Genomic DNA, 18,266 nt, shown 5'->3' with positions numbered 1-18,266 from the left:
CGCGCCGCCACGCTCCAGCGCGAACCGGCCGACGCAACCCTCTACACCGCTCACAGGCGCACCAACCGCCCTTCGGACCAGGCGCCGAGAGGGCGCAGGCCCCCCGCGGACCACTCGCCGGTGACGGTCGTCGGGCGGCCGCCGGTGATGGCGAGCAGGCGCCAGGGATCCCCGGAGGCGGGGTCGAGCGGCAGGGCGAACCCGTCGGCGTCGACCAGATGCCAGGTGCCGCCGTCGCGGGTGGGGCAGACCCCGTCGACGGTCATCGGCCAGTAGTCCAGCCACGGATCCTCGGCGAGGGCCGCGGCGTGGGCACGCAGGTTGGCCTCGATGCCGGTGGCGCCCGCGACCGCGGGCATGCGGGCCGGGGGGCCGTGCCGCTTCGCGATCAGGGCGCGGGCCGGCTGGCCGCCGGGATAGAGGCAGATGTCGGCGTCGATCTGGGTGCCGGGAAGCAGGTCGATCGGCAGGGACTGTCCCGCGACGGCGAACGACAGCACCAGCACGGGCTTCGAGGTCGAGGCGCCGCGCAGCCAGGCCCGGCGGACGGTGAGCTGGTCCTCGATCTCGTCACGGACACCGTGGACCTGCCAGCGGTCGCGCAGGACGGGCCCGGCGAGGACGGTCTCGGTGGCGATCGGCAGGCCGACCCGCATGCGGACGCTCGCGGCGAGGTCCTCGGGCAGGTCCGCCATCCGACGGTAGCCGCCGACCAGCAGGTGGAGCCGGGCCAGCTCGCCGAGCAGCCGCTCGGGGGAGCTGGTGACCGCCGAGGTGCGGCGCAGGATGCCGGCCGCGCCGGCCGCCTGGGCGTCGACGAGCCGGGCGGCCATCGTGTCCCAGTGCGCATAGCCGCTCTTGGCGACGCTGGCCAACCCGGCGCGGGCCTGGTCGGCGAGCCAGCGGTCGAGCTCGTCGAGCCCGGCGGAGATCCGGTCGGCCCGGCGGGCCTGCGCCTTCTCGCCGGGGGCGGCCCGACCGCCGCCGCCACCACCGCCGTCAGGCGCGGTGGCCGAGGTCGGTGCGGGTGCCGTGCGCCGGGCGGCGCGCGAGGACTGCCATTCCTGGACCCAGCCGGGTGCGGTGGCGTCGTTGACGCTCCCCGCCGACCAGCGCAGCAGCAGGGCCAGGGCGTGCTTGCAGGGGAACTTGCGGCTCGGGCAGGTGCACTTGAACGCGGGCTCGGTGAGATCGACGGCGGTCTGATAGGGCGTGCTGCCGCTGCCCTGGCAGAGGCCCCAGATCGTCGGCGGGACGTCGTCGGTGGCGCTGAGTCCGGACTCCAGCCATGCGCGGTCGCCGGCCATGCCCCTGGCCGCCCGCTGTGCGGACGAGTCGGGTGCGAGTGCCATGACCTGGTCGGTGGTCCAGACCGTCGTCTCCGTCGAAGTTTCGGCCATGCTGCGAAGCGTAGTGAGGGGGTACGACATTCCGTGGTTGGGTATGAACCCGGCATGAGACCCGTGCGCACCGCGGCCCGCTCGATGCTTGCCGCGATCTTCGTTATTCAGGGCTGGGCCGCGTTCCGTGACCCCGCGAAACTCGCCGAGAAGGCGCGGCCGGTCACCGACCGGTTGGAGCCGACGTTGAAGGCGGTGCATCCGAGCCTGCCGACCGACGCGGAGACGCTGGTGCGGGTCAACGGTGCGGCCCAGGTCGCCGGCGGGCTCCTGCTGGCGACCGGGCACGCGACGACCCCGGCGGCGCTGGTGCTGGCCGGTTCGCTGGTGCCGACGACCCTCGCGGGGCACGCGTTCTGGGAGATCGACGACCCGGCGCAGCGCAACCAGCAGCGGATCAACTTCCTCAAGAACCTCGGCCTGATCGGCGGACTGCTGTTCGCGGCGCTGGACAACGAGGGCCGGCCGAGCCTCGCGTGGCGCAGCCGCAACACGGCCCGCGTCGCCCGCCGCGGCGCGGGGCACACCGCCCGCACCGCCCGCCGGGAGGCCCAGCACGTGGTCCACACCGCGCAGCGGGAGGCCAGGCACGTGCTGCGCGACGCCAGGATCGCCAGGATCGCCGCCCAGGCGGGACGCCGTCTGCCGTGACGGCTACGGACAGTTGACCCATTCCTCTTCGCCATCGGTGAAGACCTGCCGCTTCCACACCGGCAGCCTGGCCTTCACCTCGTCGACGAGCCGCGCGCACAGCAGGAACGCGTCCGCCCGGTGCGATGTGGAGATCGCCGCCGCGAGTGCCACATCGCCGATCTCCAGCCGGCCGACCCGGTGCGACACGGCGAGCGCGTGCACGGCGGGCTCCGCGGCGATCTCCGCGGCGATCTCCGCAAGCACGTCACCGGCGCTCGGGTGGCCCTCGTATTCGAGCTCCACGACGCCGCGCCCGCCGTCATGATCACGCACCACGCCCGCGAATGACACGACCGCACCCGCGGCACGGTCGGAGACCGCCAGCTCGTGGGAGGTCACATCGATCGGCTCACCGGTCACCAGCACCGTGATTCGGTCGGTCACACCCGCTCCCCATCCAGAATTGGCAGTGGTACGAGCAGCGCCGGCGTCCCCGCAAGCCCCCGCCCTCCGGGCGGAATGATCGCGAAGCCGATGGAGTTGGCCAGGCCCCTGAGCATCGAGGAGCCGGCATGGGCCACCGGATATCCCATCCCGTCCAGTGGATCGCGGCGAACCAGCGCGAGGTGTGTGTAGTCGCCGCGGCCAGGGATGTCGGCACCCAGTTTGATCGTGGAGTGGGCCGGTTGGGCACGTCCCGTCAGTCCGGCCAGCAGTGGCAGTACCAACGACACCAACGCCACGAACGTCGACTGTGGATTGCCGGGCAGGCCCGCGACGAACTGTCCGCCGGGCAGCTGCGCGACGAGCATCGGGAAGCCGGGCCGGACCGCGACGGTGTTGACGATGTAGGTGGCGCCCAGCTCGGCGAGCGCCGGGTGCAGGTGGTCGACGGGGCCGTGCATGGTGCCGCCGGTGGTGCAGATGACTTGGGCGCCGGCGTTGACGGCGGCCCGGAGCGCGGCGACATGCTCCTCGAGGGTGTCGGCGACGGGCGCGCGGTGGTGCACGACGTCGGTGCCGGCCCGGCGCAGCCACGACGGCAGCGACGGGCCGAGCGCGTCACGGACCCGCCCGCCGCCGGGAACCCCGTCGGTCAGCAGCTCGTCACCGAAGACCAGCAGGGCGCTGCGCGGCTTGGGGCGGCACGACAGCGTGTCGTAGCCACAGGCGGCGGCAAGGCCGATGACACCGGGCGTGATCGGCGTGCCGGCGGGCAGGAGCTCTTCGCCGAGGGCGGCCTCTTCGCCGGTCAGCCGCCAGTCGGGGATCTTGCGGGGCTCGCCGGAGACGACCCGCCGACCCTCGACCGTGGAGTCCTCGGTGCGCACGACGAAGAGGGTGCCCTCGGGCACCATGCCGCCGGTGGCGATCTCGACGCAGGTGCCCTCGGCGGTCAGCGGCTCGGCGTGGTCGCCGGCGAGGACCCGGCCGACGATCTGCCAGGGTGCCGGGCCGCGGACGGCCCAGCCGTCGACGCTCGAGGTGGGAAACGCGGGCAGTGCGGTGAGTGTGGTCAGCGGCTCGGCGAGCGTCAGCCCGTCGGACTCGACGAGGGGGACGGGCACGGGGCTCGACGCGACCGCCGAGCCCGCCTCGAACACCGCCTCGCGGGCATCGGCCCACGCGATCGGTAACGTCACGCGTCGAGCCTAGACCGTGGGGACGTGGTCGCCGCCGCGGAGTTGGTCGACGGCGTGGGCGAGCACCGGACCGAGCACGGCGAGACCATCCTTGGCGCCACCCTTCGAGCCGGGCAGGTTGACGATCAGCGTGCGGCCGGCGACCCCGCTGAGCCCGCGGGACAGGATCGCGGTCGGCACCTTTGCGGCGCCGGCTGCCCGGATGGCCTCCGCGATGCCGGGCACCTCGTAGTCCAGCACCCGCCGGGTCATCTCCGGGGTGGCGTCGGTAGGGGTGACGCCGGTGCCGCCGCTGGTCAGGATCACGTCAGTGCCGGCGGCGACCGCGGCGCGCAGCGCCTCCTCGACCGGCGGGCCGTCCGGGACGACGACCGGGTCGCCCACGTCGCAGCCAAGCTCGCGCAGCCCGGCGACCAGCAGGGGCCCGCTGGTGTCGGCGTAGACACCGGCCGAGGCGCGGTTGGACGCGACGATCACGACGGCCTTCACGAGGCACGCTCCCAGAGACCGGTCTTGCCGCCTTCCTTGCGGAGCACCCGAACCCCTTCCAGCGAGGCGGCCGGGTCGACCGCCTTGATCATGTCGATGAGGGCCAGACCTGCGGCGGCGACGGCGGTGAGCGCCTCCATCTCGACCCCGGTGCGGTCGGCCGTGCGGGCGGCAACCTCAATGTCCACCGAGTCGTCACGCAACGTAAGGTCGATCGTCACCCCATGCAGGGCGATCGGATGACATAACGGGATGAGATCGGGCGTGCGTTTGGCACCCATGATCCCGGCGATCCGCGCGACCGCCAACGCGTCGCCCTTAGGTAACGCACCGTCGTGCAGCAACGCTATTACTGCGGCCGTCGTGCGGACGGAACCAGCCGCAACCGCACGCCGGACGGTGATTTCCTTGCCGGCGACGTCCACCATCCGGGCGGCGCCGCTCTGGTCGACATGGGTCAGCTCGTGTGCCACGACATCACCTTATCGATCGTGCAGTGGAGATCTGTTTGATCATGCACGCTAGTGGGAACATGCGTCGATTCAGATGCACGGAGAGTAACTTTCACGTTACCAAAATATGACAAGCCCTGCCTTTCTTCGCAAACTATGAGTCGACAGACAAATGGGTATAGGCAACTTGCGATATGCACCCTAGGCTTCGTTCAACGCAAGGGAATTCGATATGTATCGATGCCCGAGCGCCACGGGGGTCGTTAACCGCGAAAACGACCTTGGGGGCAGCAATGCGCATTCACGAGTGGGGCTGAAAAATCCGGCCTTGACAAAGGCACACGACCATCGGCAACGATGAGCAGACCGCGATGCAAAGACCATTGGGTACCGACGACGCGACCGACCGGCGCCTCTGGCGTCTTGTTGGTCCCGTCGTCGTCGGTGCAGCCTTGGCGGTCCTCGTAGCACTTTGGCTGATCAAGGACCAGGGCCGACTGACCTTGCTGCTACCGCTGCCGACACTGCTCGTCGCCAGCGGGAGATACATGCGGGTCCAGATGCGGATCCGATCGGCACTGCACGTCTCGACGCCCGTATCGGCCGTCATCATCGCCGCGTCGGTGTTCCTGCCGCCGTCGTTGGTGATCCTTTCCATCGCGATCGGGAAGCTCACCGACCAGTTCCTGAATCCGACACACGTGCCGGTGAAGATCAGTTTCAACGCCGGCAAGGAAGTGCTCGCCGGCACTGCGGCAACCGCAGCCGTCGCCCTCGCCGGATTTACTCCGATTCTGACCGATTCGCACCACATCGGATCGGCTGGTGCCGCACTCATCGCCACTGTGGTCGCCTGGGCTGCGTACACCATCGTCGACGAGCTCGTGTCGCAAGCGTTGTTCGCCATGCTGACCGGGACGCCCTACCACCAGCGGCTCGTCGCGGACTGGGGCATTCTCACCGTCGTTCGCGCAGGCACGTTCGGCATCGCCGTCGTCACCGTGATCGCGTACGACATCAACTACTGGCTCCTGCTGCTCCTGCCGCTGCTGCTGTGGTGCATCCACCTCGCCTCCGGCAACCGGGTCCGCGCCCGCCAGGGCAATGAGGCCTGGCAGCGGCTGGCCGAGGCCACCGACGAGTTCAACTCCGTCGACGAGACCGCCGTGCTGCACGCCGCCGTACGCAAGGCCGCCGAGCTCTTCTCCACCGACGAGGTCGAGGTCCAGATCCGCCCGCAGACCGGCGAGGAGCGCCTGGTGCGCAGCAACGGCCGCGACATCCTGTTCGACGGCCACCCGAACGACGCGCCCGCCGCGACCGGCTTCGTCATCCCGATCGGCCTGGAGAGCTACCGCGGCGACGCCGACCTGGGCGAACTCCGCCTGCGCTTCCGCGCCCCGATCAAGCTCTCCGAACGCGAGGGCTACACGCTGCACACGTTCGCCGCGGCGCTGTGCACCGCCCTGCGCAACGCCGCCACGTTCGCCGAGACGCAACGCCTCGCCGACAGCCACGCCCGGGCCGCCGCCCAGGACCCCCTCACCCGGCTCGCCAACCGGCGCAAGCTGCAGCAGTACGGCGACGAGGTCCTCGCCACCGGCATCGTCGGCGTCCTGCTCATCGACCTCAACCACTTCAAAGAGGTCAACGACACCCTCGGCCACTCCGCCGGCGACCGGGTCCTCATCACCGTCGGCGAGCGGCTCTCCGCCGCCGTCCGCGAAGACGACCTGGTCGCGCGGTTCGGCGGCGACGAGTTCGCCGTCATCCTCGCCAACCTCAGCGCGCCCGCCCTCGCCGAGATGCGCGCCCACACGATCCTCGACGCCCTCGCCCCACCCATCCAGCTCGACGACATGCGCATCAGCGTCGAGGCCAGCTGCGGCGTCACCACCGCCAGCGGAGGCACCATCGGCGAGCTGCTCCGCCGCGCCGACGTCGCCATGTACCAGGCGAAACAGGACGGCCAGCGGGTCGTCGTCTACGCGCACGCCCGCGACACCGCCGACATCGGCACCCTCACCCTCGGCGGCGACCTCGCCCGCGCCGTCGCCGAAGACCAGTTCGTCGTCAACTTCCAGCCGATCGTCGACCTCGCCACCGGCCAGGTCATCGGCGCCGAAGCACTCACCCGCTGGAACCACCCCGACCGCGGCGACCTCGCCCCCGACCGGTTCCTGCCCGCGATCGAACGGTCCGGGCAGCTCTCCGCGTTCGCCGACGCCGTCCTCGACCAGGCGCTGACCGCCGTCTCACAATGGGCCGACGCGGGCCACGCCATCCCCGTCGCCGTCAACGTGTCGCCCCGCAGCCTGCTCGACCCGTCGTTCCCCGACGCGGTCGCCCGCCGCCTCGCCGCCCGCGGCGTCCAGGCCTCGTCGCTCGTCATCGAGCTCACCGAATCCGTCACCCTCAGCAAGCTCGAGGTCGTCGACGACGTCCTCGCGGCACTGCGCAACCAGGGCATCCGGCTCGCCCTCGACGACTTCGGCACCGGCTTCTCGTCACTGGCCACCCTCGCCCGGGTCGCCGTCGACGAACTCAAGATCGACCGGAGCTTCGTCGCCGCGATGAACGCCTCCGCCCCCGGCGCCGTCGTCCGCTCCACCGTCGACCTCGGCCGCAGCCTCGGCCTCATCGTCGTGGCCGAAGGCATCGAACGTGAAGACCAGCGCCAGCAGCTGTGGGAGCTCGGCTGCCCCGCCGGCCAGGGCCACCTCTTCGCCCGCGCCATGCCCGCCGACCGGCTCCTCGCCGCACTGCGACGCGGCCACGACGGCCAGCCGGGCCTGCTCGCACCGCCACTGCACGACACCGACACCGTCATCCGCCTGCCGCGCAACCGCCGGTCCCGCCGCGCCGGCATCGGCGAGCCCGGACAAGAATGGGTGCCATAGCCACCTCATCACGCGCCCGGACCAGCGACGCCGTCCTCTACGGACTGTCTGCCGTGTTCGCCGCGATCACCGCGTTCACCTCGACCCTGCTGCCGCACCGCGCCTGGGGCGAGATCGCCTGGTGGGGCTACGCCGCCGCGTTCCTGATCACGCTCGTCGTGCTCCGCCGGCTCCTGCTCACCTTCGCCGTCTTCGCGGCGGTCACGCTCGTGCCCCTGATCACGCAGGCCGTGCAGCGCGCCGGCGGCCGCACCGACCGGGCGCAGGAAGAAGTCCTCGTCGTCGAGCAGATGGGCCGGCGGCTCCTCCACACCGGCACGCCCTACCTCGACCGCCCCGACATCGCCGCACTTCCGGCGGAGGACCGGTTGCTGGGGTATTCGCCGTACCAACCCGGCATGTCGATCTTCGGCATCCCCCGAGCACTGTTCGGCAACCACTGGTGGACCGACGCCCGCATCTGGTTCGCCGTCGCCACCGTCGTCGCGCTGCTCTGGACCCTGCGACTGCTCACCGACCTGGTCGCCCCGCCCGGCCTCGTCCTCGTCGCCCAATCCGTCGCCGTCCTGCCGATCTGCACCCTCACCCTGACCACCGGCGGCGACGACCTGCCAGTGGTCAGCCTGTCACTGCTCGCCATGGCCTTCACCGCCAGACACCGCTGGGCCGCGGCCGGCATCGCCATCGGACTGGCCGGCGCACTCAAACTGTTTGCTCTTCCTGCGGCGTTGGTACTGCTGGTGCTCGCCTGGCGCACCACCGGCAGCGCTGGTGATTCCGAGCGGCGCGGAGCCGCTGTTGCAAACCTGCGCAACGTCGCTGTCTTCGCCGCCGGCGCGTTCGGCCTGCCGATCCTGGTGATGCTGCCCGCCCTGGCCGTCGCCCCCTCCGCGTTCGTCGAAAACGTCCTGCGCTTCCCGGCCGGCCACGGCCTCGTCACCAGCCCCGCCCAGTCGCCGTTGCCCGGGCAGCTCATCGCCTCCTCGGCGGACGCGGGGCGCACCATCGCCCTGTCGCTCCTGCTCATCGCGGGCATCGCCATCGGCGTCTGGCTCCTGCGCCGCCCACCTCAGGACACCCGATCCGCCGTGCTCGTCGTCACCGTCGGCCTCACCGCGGCGATCCTGCTCATCCCGTCGACCCGCTTCGGGTACCTCCTCTACCCGGCCGCCTTCGCCGCCCTCTGGTGGGCGCTGCGCCCACCGTCCACCGCACCGCCCACCGCACCCGGCTCCCCCGGCGGGCCCGCCGGCCGCCGGTCAGCATCCTCAGGAGCGGCGTAGCCCTTCCGCAGGAGTGGCGTCGCCGCGCATGATTCGTCCCGGCCGGTCCGTCAGTCGCTGGTCAGCGTCCTCGGGCACGGCGTAAACAGGAAGCATGGCCTTCCGGGACCGCCAAGAAGCCGGAGCCGCTCTCGCCGCGCTCCTCACCGGCTACGCCGACCGGCCGGACGTCATCGCCCTCGGCCTGGTCCGCGGCGGCATGCCCGTCGCCGCCGAGGTCGCCAGCCGGCTCCGGATCCCGCTCGACGCCATGGTCGTGCGCAAGCTCGGCGTCCCGTGGGCACCCGAGGTCGCCTTCGGCGCCATCGGCCCCGGCGGCGTCCAGGTCCTCAACACCGAGATCCGCCTCGAACCGCACGAGATGGCCCCGATCATCCGCCACGAAACCGCCGAACTCCGCCGCCGCGACCGCCTCTTCCGCATCGGCCGCGACCCGCTGGACCTCACCGGGCGGGTCGCCCTCATCATCGACGACGGCCTGGCCACCGGTGCCACGGCCGGGGCGGCGATCGCGGTCGCCAAGGCGCTGTCGGCCGCTCGCGTGGTGCTGGCCGTCCCGGTCGGTGCGACCCAGGCCCTCGAACGCCTGGCCCACACCGCGGACGAGGTGGTCTGCCCTTTGATGTCCGAATACTTCGGTGCGGTCAGCCGCTACTACGACGACTTCCACCAGGTCCCGGACGCCGAGGTCGCCCGCCTCCTGAGCCACCCCTGACCCTCGCCCACCGCGCACGCCCGATCCGGCATTTCCCATGCCCGAACAGGGCTCTTTGCGAGCTCGCTCCGCGCTGTTGTGGCAGATCGAAGTCGTCCCGTGGTCGTCCGGACGGCCGGTCCCCATCACGATGGGCTGGTGAACGCCCCGGGCCGGCGGCCACAAGCCCAGGACCCGGTTGCGCTGGGCGGGGCGATCTTGCGGACATGATCGAAGGACGGCACTGATCGAAGCGCTGCTCCGCAGGTGGCGCTGCTCCGCGAGTGGCTGCGACAGTTCGGTCGTGATCCAAGGCGCGACGCCGCCGGACGTGCACCAGCGGGCGCAACCCACCTTCGATCAGCCCGGCGATTGGTCGCACCCTGCACAGCCGCAGACCCCCACCACCAAACCACCACGAGGCAGACCACCCACAAGGCAGACCACCACAAGGAGGACCGCTCGGCGCACCGCGTCGAACGCCTCGCGGCCGAGCGCCCCGGTCCAGCGACATCAGCTGGTTCTGCGCGCCGTGCCCCGCAGAACCGTGCCCAACGCACCCTGCCCCGCACACCCGTACCCCGCACAGCCATACCCAGCACAGCCATACCCAACGCAACCGTGCCCAGCACAGCCATGCCGCATCGGCGATCAGCGGCGATCGCGGCTCAGATGGCCATGTCGACGAAGCGCGACAGGTGCAGCTGTGCGGCGACCGTGATCGTGTCGGTCGGGCCGTTTCGGTGCTTGGCCACGATGAAGTCGGCCTCACCGGCGCGCGGGGATTCCTTGTCGTAGTAGTCGTCACGGTGCAGAAGAATGACGACGTCGGCGTCCTGCTCGATCGAGCCCGACTCACGAAGGTCGGACAGCTGCGGTCGCTTGTCGGTGCGCTGCTCCGGGCCACGGTTCAGCTGGCTGACCGCGACTACCGGGCACTCGACCTCTTTCGCCAGCAGCTTCAGACCACGCGACAGGTCGGCGACCTCCTGCTGCCGGCTCTCGGTCCGCTTCGGGCTCGTCATCAGCTGCAGATAGTCGACGATGATCAGCTTCAGGTCGTGCCGCTGCTTGAGCCGCCGCGCCTTGGCCCGGATCTCCATGAGGTTCATGTTCGGCGTGTCGTCGACGAACAGGGGCGCCTCGCTGATCTCGCCCATCCTGCGGGCCAGCTTGGTCCAGTCGTCGTCGGACAGCTGCCCGGACCGCAGCACGTGCAGCGGCACCCGAGCCTCGGCCGAGAGCAGTCGCATGACGATCTCGACCTTCGACATTTCCAGACTGAAGATCGCGCTCGCCATGTTGTGCTTCACCGACGCCGCCCGGCTGAAGTCCATTGCGGCGGTGGAGTTGTGGGTCGGGATCATTGAGCGCCCTGCCAGGTAGAGGTGGGCGTCGTTGTCGACCTGCACGCACCGGACCGGGACGCTTGCAGTGGGTCTGACATCGACGATGTACCTGGCACCGGTCCTCGACGTGCTGAGGCTGCGCCGCCGGTCCTGATGCGCGGACCGCTTCCGCTCCAACCGGAACAGGTCGTCGACCGTGGTGAAGTTCAACGTGTAGGCGATCGAACTGGCCGGAGTACGGCCTTTTACCTGCTTGATCGTCACCGTGCACCGGTATCCGAGGCTGACGACCAGTTCGCGTACGTCACCCGCGAGCCGCGCCGAGGTGGACGTGAACTGCGCGTTGCCAGTGCTCGTCACGGTGCCGTCGGTGTCCAGCAGGCCGGCGAGCAGCGCTCGTCGTTGCCGCTCCGAACCGCGCAGATACACGGATGGAATGTGCTTGTTGTTGAGAACGCCGAGCACCCGAAGGCTGCTGACCAGTGCGGGTCCCCGCTCGCCTGAGCGGCCGATGCCATACAGCATCGGGTGCGCGGAGCTCGGCCTGATCTCGAATCCGTCATCGGCGATGTTGGCAACGATCTGAGGGTCGGCTGTGGTGATGCGGCCGGCCGCGGAGTGGCCATCTCCCAGCCACGCACCGAGAGTGTAGGGCGGCACGAGCAGATCACGCTCCGGCAGCTGCAGCGCGCGGCAATTTTCTACGGCGTGGTTGAGGCGGCCGTCTGTCGGATGCCGGAGGGTGTTCGCAATGTCCTTGGTGGTCACGACGCCCTCGTGCCTGGCGGTCGTCTCGGCGTTCATGGTTCTGTTGAGCCGCCGGTGCAGCGTCGTGAGCAGCGCGTGCGTGGAATAGGCCTGAATTGAACGCCGCCATGACTTGCCCGCTCGCTGATACTCGCGGACGACCTGACCCGACGTTCCGACCTCGCTGCCCACAACGTGGAGCACATGCCGGAATTCGGGTCCGACGAGCTGAACTGCCTCGCCGAAGGTCACCAGCGAGTCTCGCTGCGTCGTGGAATGAGCCAGCACCGATGCCACCTGGTTGCGCGCCGCGGCGGGCCATTGCGGTGACTGTGTGGTCTCGGAGCGCTGTCGTCGGGCAGCTCTCGTTGTGGTCTTCCAGAGATGTTCGGCGTCGGCGACGATCACGCTGCCGTCGGAGAACTCCACCTCGAAGCAGGGGCGATCGTGCAGCACGTCGAACGCGTTGACGACGGTCGTCGGCCGGCCGGCGGCGTCGAGCAGCTGGTCACCCGCCTTGACCTCGCCCATCGTTGTCCAGCCGTCGGGCGTCGGCAGTGGCGTGTTGAGCGCCAGGGCCTTGCCCAACCCAGGTCGACCGGCAACGATGACCAGCTGGCCGGGGTGCAGGCCGTTGAGCAGGCGGTCGAGGTCGCTGAAGCCGGTGGGGACGCCGGTCATGACGCCGCCTTGGGCGCCGACGGCTTCGATCTCGTCGAGGGTCGGCTGCAGCATTTCGGCGAGGATGGCGAAGTCCTCGCTGACGCGCTTCTCGGTGACGTCGTAGATGGCCTGTTGGGCGAGGTCGACGACGTCGTCGACGTCCCGGCCGCCGGGGCCGGCGGAGCCGTAGCCGAGCTGGACGATGCGGGTGCCGGCTTCGATGACCCGGCGCAGGACGGCCCGCTCGGCGACGATGCGGGCGTAGTAGGACGCGTTGGCGGCGGTGGGCACGGCCGCCATGAGGGTGTGCAGGTAGGCGGCGCCGCCGACCTTGGCGATCTCGCCCGCGTCGGTCAGCGCGGCGGCGACGGTGACGGCGTCGGCGGGCTCGCCGCGGCCGTAGAGGTCGAGGATCGCGTCGAAGACGACCGTGTGGTTGGGCCGGTAGAAGTCGTGGGACTTGAGGATCTCGACGACGTCGGCGATGGCGTCCTTGGACAGCAGCATGCCGCCGAGGACGCTCTGCTCCGCGGCGACGTCCTGCGGTGGGGTGCGTTCGAAGGTTTCGGCGCCGCCGGAGGGCCGCTCAGATCCCTTGGACTGGTCCTTGGGGGGTTGCCGGCGCGGCTCGGCCGGGGTCGCGTCGTCCCAAGGGTCGCCGCCCTGTATGTCTTCGGTGATCGACACTCGCCCCTCCAACGTCATACCCGCACCAACCAGTAGACCTCGCGGGTATGACAAAACCGCTCTGAAAACAGGGGCGCCCTGCGCAACGGTATGGAGCGGCAGGCGTTCGTCAAAACCGGCCGGTGGACAACCCTCGGGACAACCTGTGGACCACGGCCCACAAACGGGGGATCAGCTGTGCACAGTCCTGTGGATAACTCCACGTCCGGGATCCACAGATGGCCCCTGAGCTGCTTGTTCGTAATCCACAGCCTGTGTGCGAAAAATAGTCGCCCAATCGAGTGATGTGACGGGCCGGTGTTTTCCGGCTGGACGGACGATGGCGGGCTCCGCACGGGCGAGTGACGCTGCGGCCGTGGGTTACCCGGAGTGGGACAGATCACGTGAGCCGGGTCGTCGTGACCACGCTCCGCGGTCGGTCCGACGACAGGACGAGGAAGAGGACGAGTCCACCGACTATGCGGGGGCGTTCATCGCCACCGGTTGCTGGTACGTCGTGCCGCTCATCGGCTACGTGATCTGGGCGGCGACACTGTCGTCGGAGCCGCGGCCGGGTTGCGTGGACGCGTTCGGGGCGCAATGTCCGGCGCCGCGGTCCGAGGCGTTCACGAATCTGCTGGACGGGGTGCCGCAGATCGCCCTGGCACTCGCGCTGGGGATCACGGTGGCCATGTTCCTGGGTTGGGCGACGTCCGGATGGCGGGCGTGGACCATCGGTTTCGCCTCCGCGGTGCTGGGTGCGGGCATGTCGACGGTGATCTTCGCGGTGCTCGCGACGCAGTTCTGATCCGATCGGTTCCCGTCGAAGGGTCACAGCATCCTTGCGAGATGATCACCGATGCTCACGCTTGGGTCTCTGTCCGGTTACGCTCGGAGCCGATCACAGGCGGGTCGGCGTCTGACTGGCCAAACACCTTCAGGGAGGCCCCCATGGTCAGTCAGTACCGTGTCGCCGCCGTCGCCGTGATCGCCGCGTTGTGCCTGACCGCGTGCAGTGCGTCCGAAGACGGTCCCAGTTCCGGTGCCAAGGCGCCGGCAAATGCGGAGAACGGTAAGCCCGGTCCGCCCGTGACCGGTGAGCTGGCGGATGAGGCTCCCGGCGAGCAGTCGGCGTCGAACCAGCCGGTGTCGACGTTCGCGGTCGATGTGGACACCGCGTCCTATGGCTACGCGAAGCGGCAACTGTTGTCGGGGCAGCGGCCCTCGGCGAGCACGATTCGTCCGGAGGAGTTCGTCAACTCGTTTCGGCAGGGGTACCGGCAGCCGACGGGCGACGGCTTCGCCGTGTCTGCTGACGGTGCGCGGCTGCCTCGGACGCACCTCAACCCCAGTGATTCGGCGCGGTTGCTCCGGGTTGGGCTGCAGACGAGAGCCGAGCCTGAGGGGCAACGTCTCGACGCGTCGCTGACGTTCGTCGTGGACGTGTCCGGTTCGATGGCGGAGCCCGGCAAGCTCGACCTGGTCAAGAGCGGTTTGCATACGCTGGTGGATCAGTTGCGGACCACGGATTCGGTGGCGTTGATCGCATACTCCGACGAGGCCGACGTCCTGCGGCAGATGACGCCGGTGCGGGACCGGTCGGCGTTGCACAGTGCGATCGACCGGTTGCGCGTGTCGGGGAGCACGAACCTGGAGGCGGGGCTGCGGCTCGGGTACGAGACGGCGCGCAAGAGCTTCCGGTCGGGTTCGACCAATCGCGTCATCCTGCTTTCCGACGGCCTGCCGAACGTCGGCTCCACGAACGCCACGTCCCTGGTCCGTGAGGTGCAGGAGGCGGCGGCCAAGCAGATCACGATGATGGGCGTCGGGGTCGGCAGTGACTACGGCGACAAGTTCATGGAGGAGCTGGCCGACAAGGGCGACGGCTATGTCGTCTACGTCAGCGACACCGCCGCGGCGAACAAGGTGTTCGTCGAGCAGTTGCCGGCCACGCTCGCGGTCCGGGCGTTGGACGCGAAGGCGCAGGTGGAGTTCGATCCGGCGGCCGTGGCGTCGTACCGGCTGATCGGTTATGAGAACCGGACGCTCTCGGCGTCGGCGTTCCGCAACGACAGGGTCGACGGCGGCGAGGTCGGCCCGGGCCATGCCGTGACGGCGCTGTACGCCCTGCATCTCCGGTCCGGCGCCGAGGGGCATCTGGCGGATGTGCGGGTGCGGTGGCAGGACCCGCAGACGCGGGAGCCGAGCGAGCAGAACCTGTCGGTGACGGTGGCGTCGCTGGATCGCGAGTTCACGTCGGCGGCGCCGCAGCTGCAGGTCTGCTACACGGCGGCGTACTTCGCCGAGGTCCTGCGGGCCAGCCGCTACGCCGAGGAGGTCCGGCTCGACGACCTGCTGCGGCTGGCGAAGGGCTTGTCGGAGGAGGACAAGCAGGTCGCTGAGCTCGCCGACGTGATTCAGGCGGCGGTGAAGTTGTACCGGTAAGAGACAGCAAGAGAGGCTCGCTTCACCTGCGGGCCCTTGTCCCGGCGGCGGCGAGGTTCTGCCGGTAAGCGACGGCAAGGGGCTTGTCCCGGCGGCGGGGAGTTCACCGGTAGGAGACAGCAAAAGGGGCCCGCTCCACCTGCGGGCCCCTTTTGTCTGCAGCGGTGTTACTTGGCGGCCGTGACCTTCAGCGTGAAGGTGGCAGCGACCTCGGGGTGCAGCTTGATCTGCACCTTGTAGTCGCCGACCGACTTCACGTGGCCGGGCAGCTCGAGGCGGCGCTTGTCCAGGGACGGACCGCCGGCCTTCTGGACGGCGTCCACAACCTCGGCCGGAGTGACCGAGCCGTAGAGCCGGCCGCCTTCGCCGGCGCGAACGGCCAGCTTGACGGTGAGGTTCTCCAGCTGGGCCTTGACCTCGTTGGCGTGGCCCAGGTCGCGGATCTCGCGGGCCCCACGGGCACGCTTGATGGTCGCGATCTGCTTCTCGCCGCCCTTGGTCCACGGAATCGCGTAGCCCTGCGGGAGCAGGTAGTTACGCCCGTAGCCGTCCTTGACCTCAACCACATCGCCGGGGGTCCCGAGACCGGTGACCTCCTGCTTCAGGATGATCTTCATGTCAGCCTCCCCTTATCGCGCGGTCGCGGTGTAGGGGAGCAGGGCCATCTCGCGCGCGTTCTTGACGGCACGCGCGATCTGCCGCTGCTGCTGAGCGGTCACGCCGGTCACCCGCCGAGCGCGGATCTTGCCGCGGTCGGAGATGAACTTGCGCAGCAGCGCGGTGTCCTTGTAGTCGATGTAGGCGATGCCCTCCTTGTCGAGAGGGTTCACCTTCTTCTTCGGTTTGCGCAGGGCCGCAGCCTTCGCCATTGCTCTTGCTCCTGATGCCATTAGAACGGGGGCTCGTCGTCGAAGGATGAGCTCGACCTGCCGCCGCCGCTTCCAGCGTTCGCCGGCTGCGCGCTGGCCCACGGGTCGTCAAACCCGCCGCCACCGCCTCCGCCGCCGCCACTACCGCCGGATGAAGCGCCGAAGCCTCCACCGCCACCGGAGCGCTGCATCTTCTGCACCTTGGCAGTCGCGTAGCGCAGCGAGGGGCCGATCTCGTCGACCTCCAGCTCGATGACAGTGCGCTTCTCGCCCTCGCGCGTCTCATAGGTCCGCTGCTTCAGGCGGCCGGAGACGATCACGCGGGCACCGCGCTGCAGCGACTCGGCGACGTTTTCCGCCGCCTGGCGCCACACCGTGCAGGACAGGAACAGCGGCTCGCCGTCCTTCCACTCGTTGGAGGCCTTGTCCATGAACCGGGGGGTCGATGCCACCCGGAACTTGGCCACGGCTGCTCCAGACGGAGTGAAGCGCAACTCGGGGTCGTCGGTCAGATTGCCGATGACCGTGATCGTGGTGTCTCCTGCTGCCATATTGAGTCAACTCCTCGCGCACTGGGGTACGGCCCACCTTGTCACAGGGGTATGACAATTCCCGGTGACGTGTGGCCGGCGAAGCAGGTCGATCTCGCCCGGATCCGCTTAGCGGACCTCGGGCCGGATGACCTTGGTGCGCAGCACGGACTCGTTGAGTCGCAGCTGACGGTCCAGCTCGGCCACCGACTCCGGCGATGCCTGGAGGTCGATGACGGCGTAGATGCCCTCGGTCTTCTTGTTGATCTCGTACGAGAGGCGCCTGCGGCCCCACACGTCGAGCTTCTCCACCGAGCCACCCGACGTCCGGATCACGTTCAGATACGTGTCGAGCGACGGTGCGACGGTGCGCTCCTCGAGACTTCCATCGAGGATCACCATGATTTCGTAATGACGCAAGACGTTCTCACCTCCCACGGGCTAAGCGGCCGCGGTCCATCCGCGGCAGGAGGTCGTGCGTCGTCTGCCCTCCGATGGACGGCAGACCGAGCAAGAGTACACGGTGTGTGTACACGCAAAGACCGCGGGGCGCGTCATCCGCTTCTCTGGGTGGGACCTGGGGAGGAACGACCACACCGGTGCGTTGGATGACGGCGCCCCGCGGAGCTACCTAATTGTACCTTAAGCGAAGCTAGCGCGCGATGACCGCTGCGCAATAATAGCCCGAATTGCGGCGATTCCAACGCCCACCACGCAGACCGTCGCGACCAGTGCCAGCAGGCCCGTGGGGGCGTTCGTGGCCGGGCCGCTCGCGGCGACGGGCTCCTCGACGTATACCCGCTCGTCCGTCGACGCACTCGGGTTGACATTGGCCCCCGCAGCCGGCGACGCGGTCGCGTCCGGGCCGAGCAGCGACGGGTCGACCGGCTCGGTGCCGGTGCCGTCCGCCTCACCGGTGCTGCCCGACGCGGTCGTCGACGGCTTCCGGGTCGAGCGGCCGGTCGGCGACGGGTTGATGGCCTGGTTGGCGGCCGCTGCCGCGGCGCCGGCCGGCCCGCTCGTGCTTGCCGGGCGGCCCGCCTGGCCCGCGCCCTGCCCCGCCGCGGGTGCGGCGGGCGGCGCGGTGACCCCGACGGAGACCGGCTTGAACTGCTCGACCACGCCGACGCCGCAGGAGAACGTCATGGCGACGTTGACCGGGCCCTTCTTGAACACGACCGGGACCGCCTGGTTGGGCTCCACCGTCGAGACGGCCTTGCCGTCGACCTTGAGGGTCGCGCCCTGGCCGAGCCGGTTGACGAAGTTGACCCGCGACTCGGCCGGCACCGAGACGCTGCCGGTGCTGGGCTCCGACTTGCACACCAGCAGGCTCAACACGCTCCCGCCGCTGAACTCGACGGTCGGGGTGGAGGGTGCGGCGTGCACGGGGCTGGCGCCCACGGTCAGGGCCGCGGCGAACAACGCGGCGGCGGCTGCCGCCACGCGGAAAGCCGGTCGGTGTCCAGACAAGGTAGCCATCCAAGGTTGAGGATTGATCAGATG

The 18,266-nt window shown here is 69.7% G+C and carries 17 protein-coding genes; 6 read left to right on the top strand and 11 right to left on the bottom strand.

Annotated features, from left to right (window positions below):
• Positions 1 to 50: 50 nt before the first annotated feature.
• Complete coding sequence (locus Dsi01nite_RS22635) at positions 51 to 1,400, bottom strand: SWIM zinc finger family protein (protein ID WP_203848220.1); 1,350 nt, start codon at positions 1,398 to 1,400, stop codon at positions 51 to 53.
• A gap of 54 nt (positions 1,401 to 1,454) precedes the next feature.
• Here Dsi01nite_RS22635 and Dsi01nite_RS22630 point away from each other — a divergent pair, with 54 nt between their 5' ends.
• A complete protein-coding gene (locus tag Dsi01nite_RS22630) occupies positions 1,455 to 2,051 on the top strand; it encodes a DoxX family protein (protein ID WP_203848219.1) in 597 nt (198 codons plus the stop codon).
• Positions 2,052 to 2,054: 3 nt separating this feature from the next.
• Here the strand turns inward: Dsi01nite_RS22630 and Dsi01nite_RS22625 are convergent, their stop codons facing one another.
• Genes Dsi01nite_RS22625 through moaC form a run of 4 tightly spaced genes read right to left on the bottom strand, consistent with a single transcriptional unit; the run spans position 2,055 to position 4,638 of the window.
• Entirely contained in the window at positions 2,055 to 2,477 is a 423-nt protein-coding gene (locus tag Dsi01nite_RS22625) for a molybdenum cofactor biosynthesis protein MoaE (RefSeq protein WP_203848218.1), read from the bottom strand.
• Positions 2,474 to 3,676 (bottom strand): molybdopterin molybdotransferase MoeA, encoded by a 1,203-nt coding sequence (locus Dsi01nite_RS22620; protein ID WP_203848217.1) that lies wholly within the window; start codon positions 3,674 to 3,676, stop codon positions 2,474 to 2,476. The genes Dsi01nite_RS22625 and Dsi01nite_RS22620 overlap by 4 nt, the downstream gene beginning before the upstream one ends.
• Positions 3,677 to 3,685: 9 nt before the next feature.
• Positions 3,686 to 4,180, bottom strand: coding sequence for a MogA/MoaB family molybdenum cofactor biosynthesis protein (locus tag Dsi01nite_RS22615; RefSeq protein WP_203848336.1), 495 nt, complete (start codon positions 4,178 to 4,180; stop codon positions 3,686 to 3,688).
• Positions 4,162 to 4,638 (bottom strand): cyclic pyranopterin monophosphate synthase MoaC, encoded by a 477-nt coding sequence (gene moaC / locus Dsi01nite_RS22610; RefSeq protein WP_275423410.1) that lies wholly within the window; start codon positions 4,636 to 4,638, stop codon positions 4,162 to 4,164. The genes Dsi01nite_RS22615 and moaC overlap by 19 nt, the downstream gene beginning before the upstream one ends.
• 539 nt (positions 4,639 to 5,177) lie before the next feature.
• Here moaC and Dsi01nite_RS22605 point away from each other — a divergent pair.
• The 3 genes from Dsi01nite_RS22605 to Dsi01nite_RS22595 all read left to right on the top strand — a co-directional run bounded on the left by Dsi01nite_RS22605 (position 5,178) and on the right by Dsi01nite_RS22595 (position 9,515).
• Positions 5,178 to 7,517, top strand: a complete 2,340-nt coding sequence (locus Dsi01nite_RS22605) for a putative bifunctional diguanylate cyclase/phosphodiesterase (protein WP_373318812.1) — start codon at positions 5,178 to 5,180, stop codon at positions 7,515 to 7,517.
• Between the two features lie 53 nt (positions 7,518 to 7,570).
• Entirely contained in the window at positions 7,571 to 8,800 is a 1,230-nt protein-coding gene (locus tag Dsi01nite_RS22600; protein WP_239136095.1) for a glycosyltransferase 87 family protein, read from the top strand.
• Positions 8,801 to 8,894: 94 nt separating this feature from the next.
• Positions 8,895 to 9,515, top strand: a complete 621-nt coding sequence (locus tag Dsi01nite_RS22595; protein WP_203848214.1) for a phosphoribosyltransferase — start codon at positions 8,895 to 8,897, stop codon at positions 9,513 to 9,515.
• Positions 9,516 to 10,162: 647 nt separating this feature from the next.
• Here the strand turns inward: Dsi01nite_RS22595 and dnaB are convergent.
• Positions 10,163 to 12,958: a replicative DNA helicase gene (gene dnaB, locus Dsi01nite_RS22590; RefSeq protein ID WP_275423409.1), complete on the bottom strand. Its 2,796-nt coding sequence runs from the start codon at positions 12,956 to 12,958 to the stop codon at positions 10,163 to 10,165.
• Positions 12,959 to 13,295: 337 nt separating this feature from the next.
• Between dnaB and Dsi01nite_RS22585 the strand changes: the two genes are divergently transcribed.
• Together Dsi01nite_RS22585 and Dsi01nite_RS22580 are read left to right on the top strand one after the other, a co-directional pair.
• Entirely contained in the window at positions 13,296 to 13,727 is a 432-nt protein-coding gene (locus tag Dsi01nite_RS22585) for a hypothetical protein (RefSeq protein WP_203848213.1), read from the top strand.
• Positions 13,728 to 13,768: 41 nt separating this feature from the next.
• On the top strand, positions 13,769 to 15,364 hold the full coding sequence (locus Dsi01nite_RS22580; RefSeq protein WP_203848212.1) for a vWA domain-containing protein: 1,596 nt from the start codon (positions 13,769 to 13,771) through the stop codon (positions 15,362 to 15,364).
• A gap of 167 nt (positions 15,365 to 15,531) precedes the next feature.
• Here the strand turns inward: Dsi01nite_RS22580 and rplI are convergent, their stop codons facing one another.
• The 5 genes from rplI to Dsi01nite_RS22555 form a co-directional block, all read right to left on the bottom strand.
• Positions 15,532 to 15,981, bottom strand: coding sequence for a 50S ribosomal protein L9 (rplI, locus tag Dsi01nite_RS22575; RefSeq protein WP_203848211.1), 450 nt, complete (start codon positions 15,979 to 15,981; stop codon positions 15,532 to 15,534).
• Positions 15,982 to 15,993: 12 nt separating this feature from the next.
• Positions 15,994 to 16,233, bottom strand: a complete 240-nt coding sequence (gene rpsR, locus Dsi01nite_RS22570) for a 30S ribosomal protein S18 (protein WP_033359945.1) — start codon at positions 16,231 to 16,233, stop codon at positions 15,994 to 15,996.
• A gap of 20 nt (positions 16,234 to 16,253) precedes the next feature.
• Positions 16,254 to 16,784, bottom strand: coding sequence for a single-stranded DNA-binding protein (locus tag Dsi01nite_RS22565; protein ID WP_203848210.1), 531 nt, complete (start codon positions 16,782 to 16,784; stop codon positions 16,254 to 16,256).
• Positions 16,785 to 16,892: 108 nt separating this feature from the next.
• Positions 16,893 to 17,183: a 30S ribosomal protein S6 gene (gene rpsF / locus Dsi01nite_RS22560; RefSeq protein WP_033359943.1), complete on the bottom strand. Its 291-nt coding sequence runs from the start codon at positions 17,181 to 17,183 to the stop codon at positions 16,893 to 16,895.
• A 222-nt stretch (positions 17,184 to 17,405) separates the two neighbouring features.
• Positions 17,406 to 18,206 carry a hypothetical protein gene (locus Dsi01nite_RS22555; protein WP_203848209.1) on the bottom strand — a complete coding sequence of 267 codons (801 nt, stop codon included), beginning with the start codon at positions 18,204 to 18,206 and terminating at the stop codon, positions 17,406 to 17,408.
• Positions 18,207 to 18,266: the final 60 nt, after the last annotated feature.

Origin of the sequence: Dactylosporangium siamense, from assembly GCF_016862795.1 — a bacterium.
In the GTDB taxonomy this organism is placed as follows: Bacteria; Actinomycetota; Actinomycetes; order Mycobacteriales; family Micromonosporaceae; genus Dactylosporangium; species Dactylosporangium siamense.
Note: the sequence above shows the minus strand (reverse complement) of the source record. Positions and strands in the feature narration are given on the sequence as shown.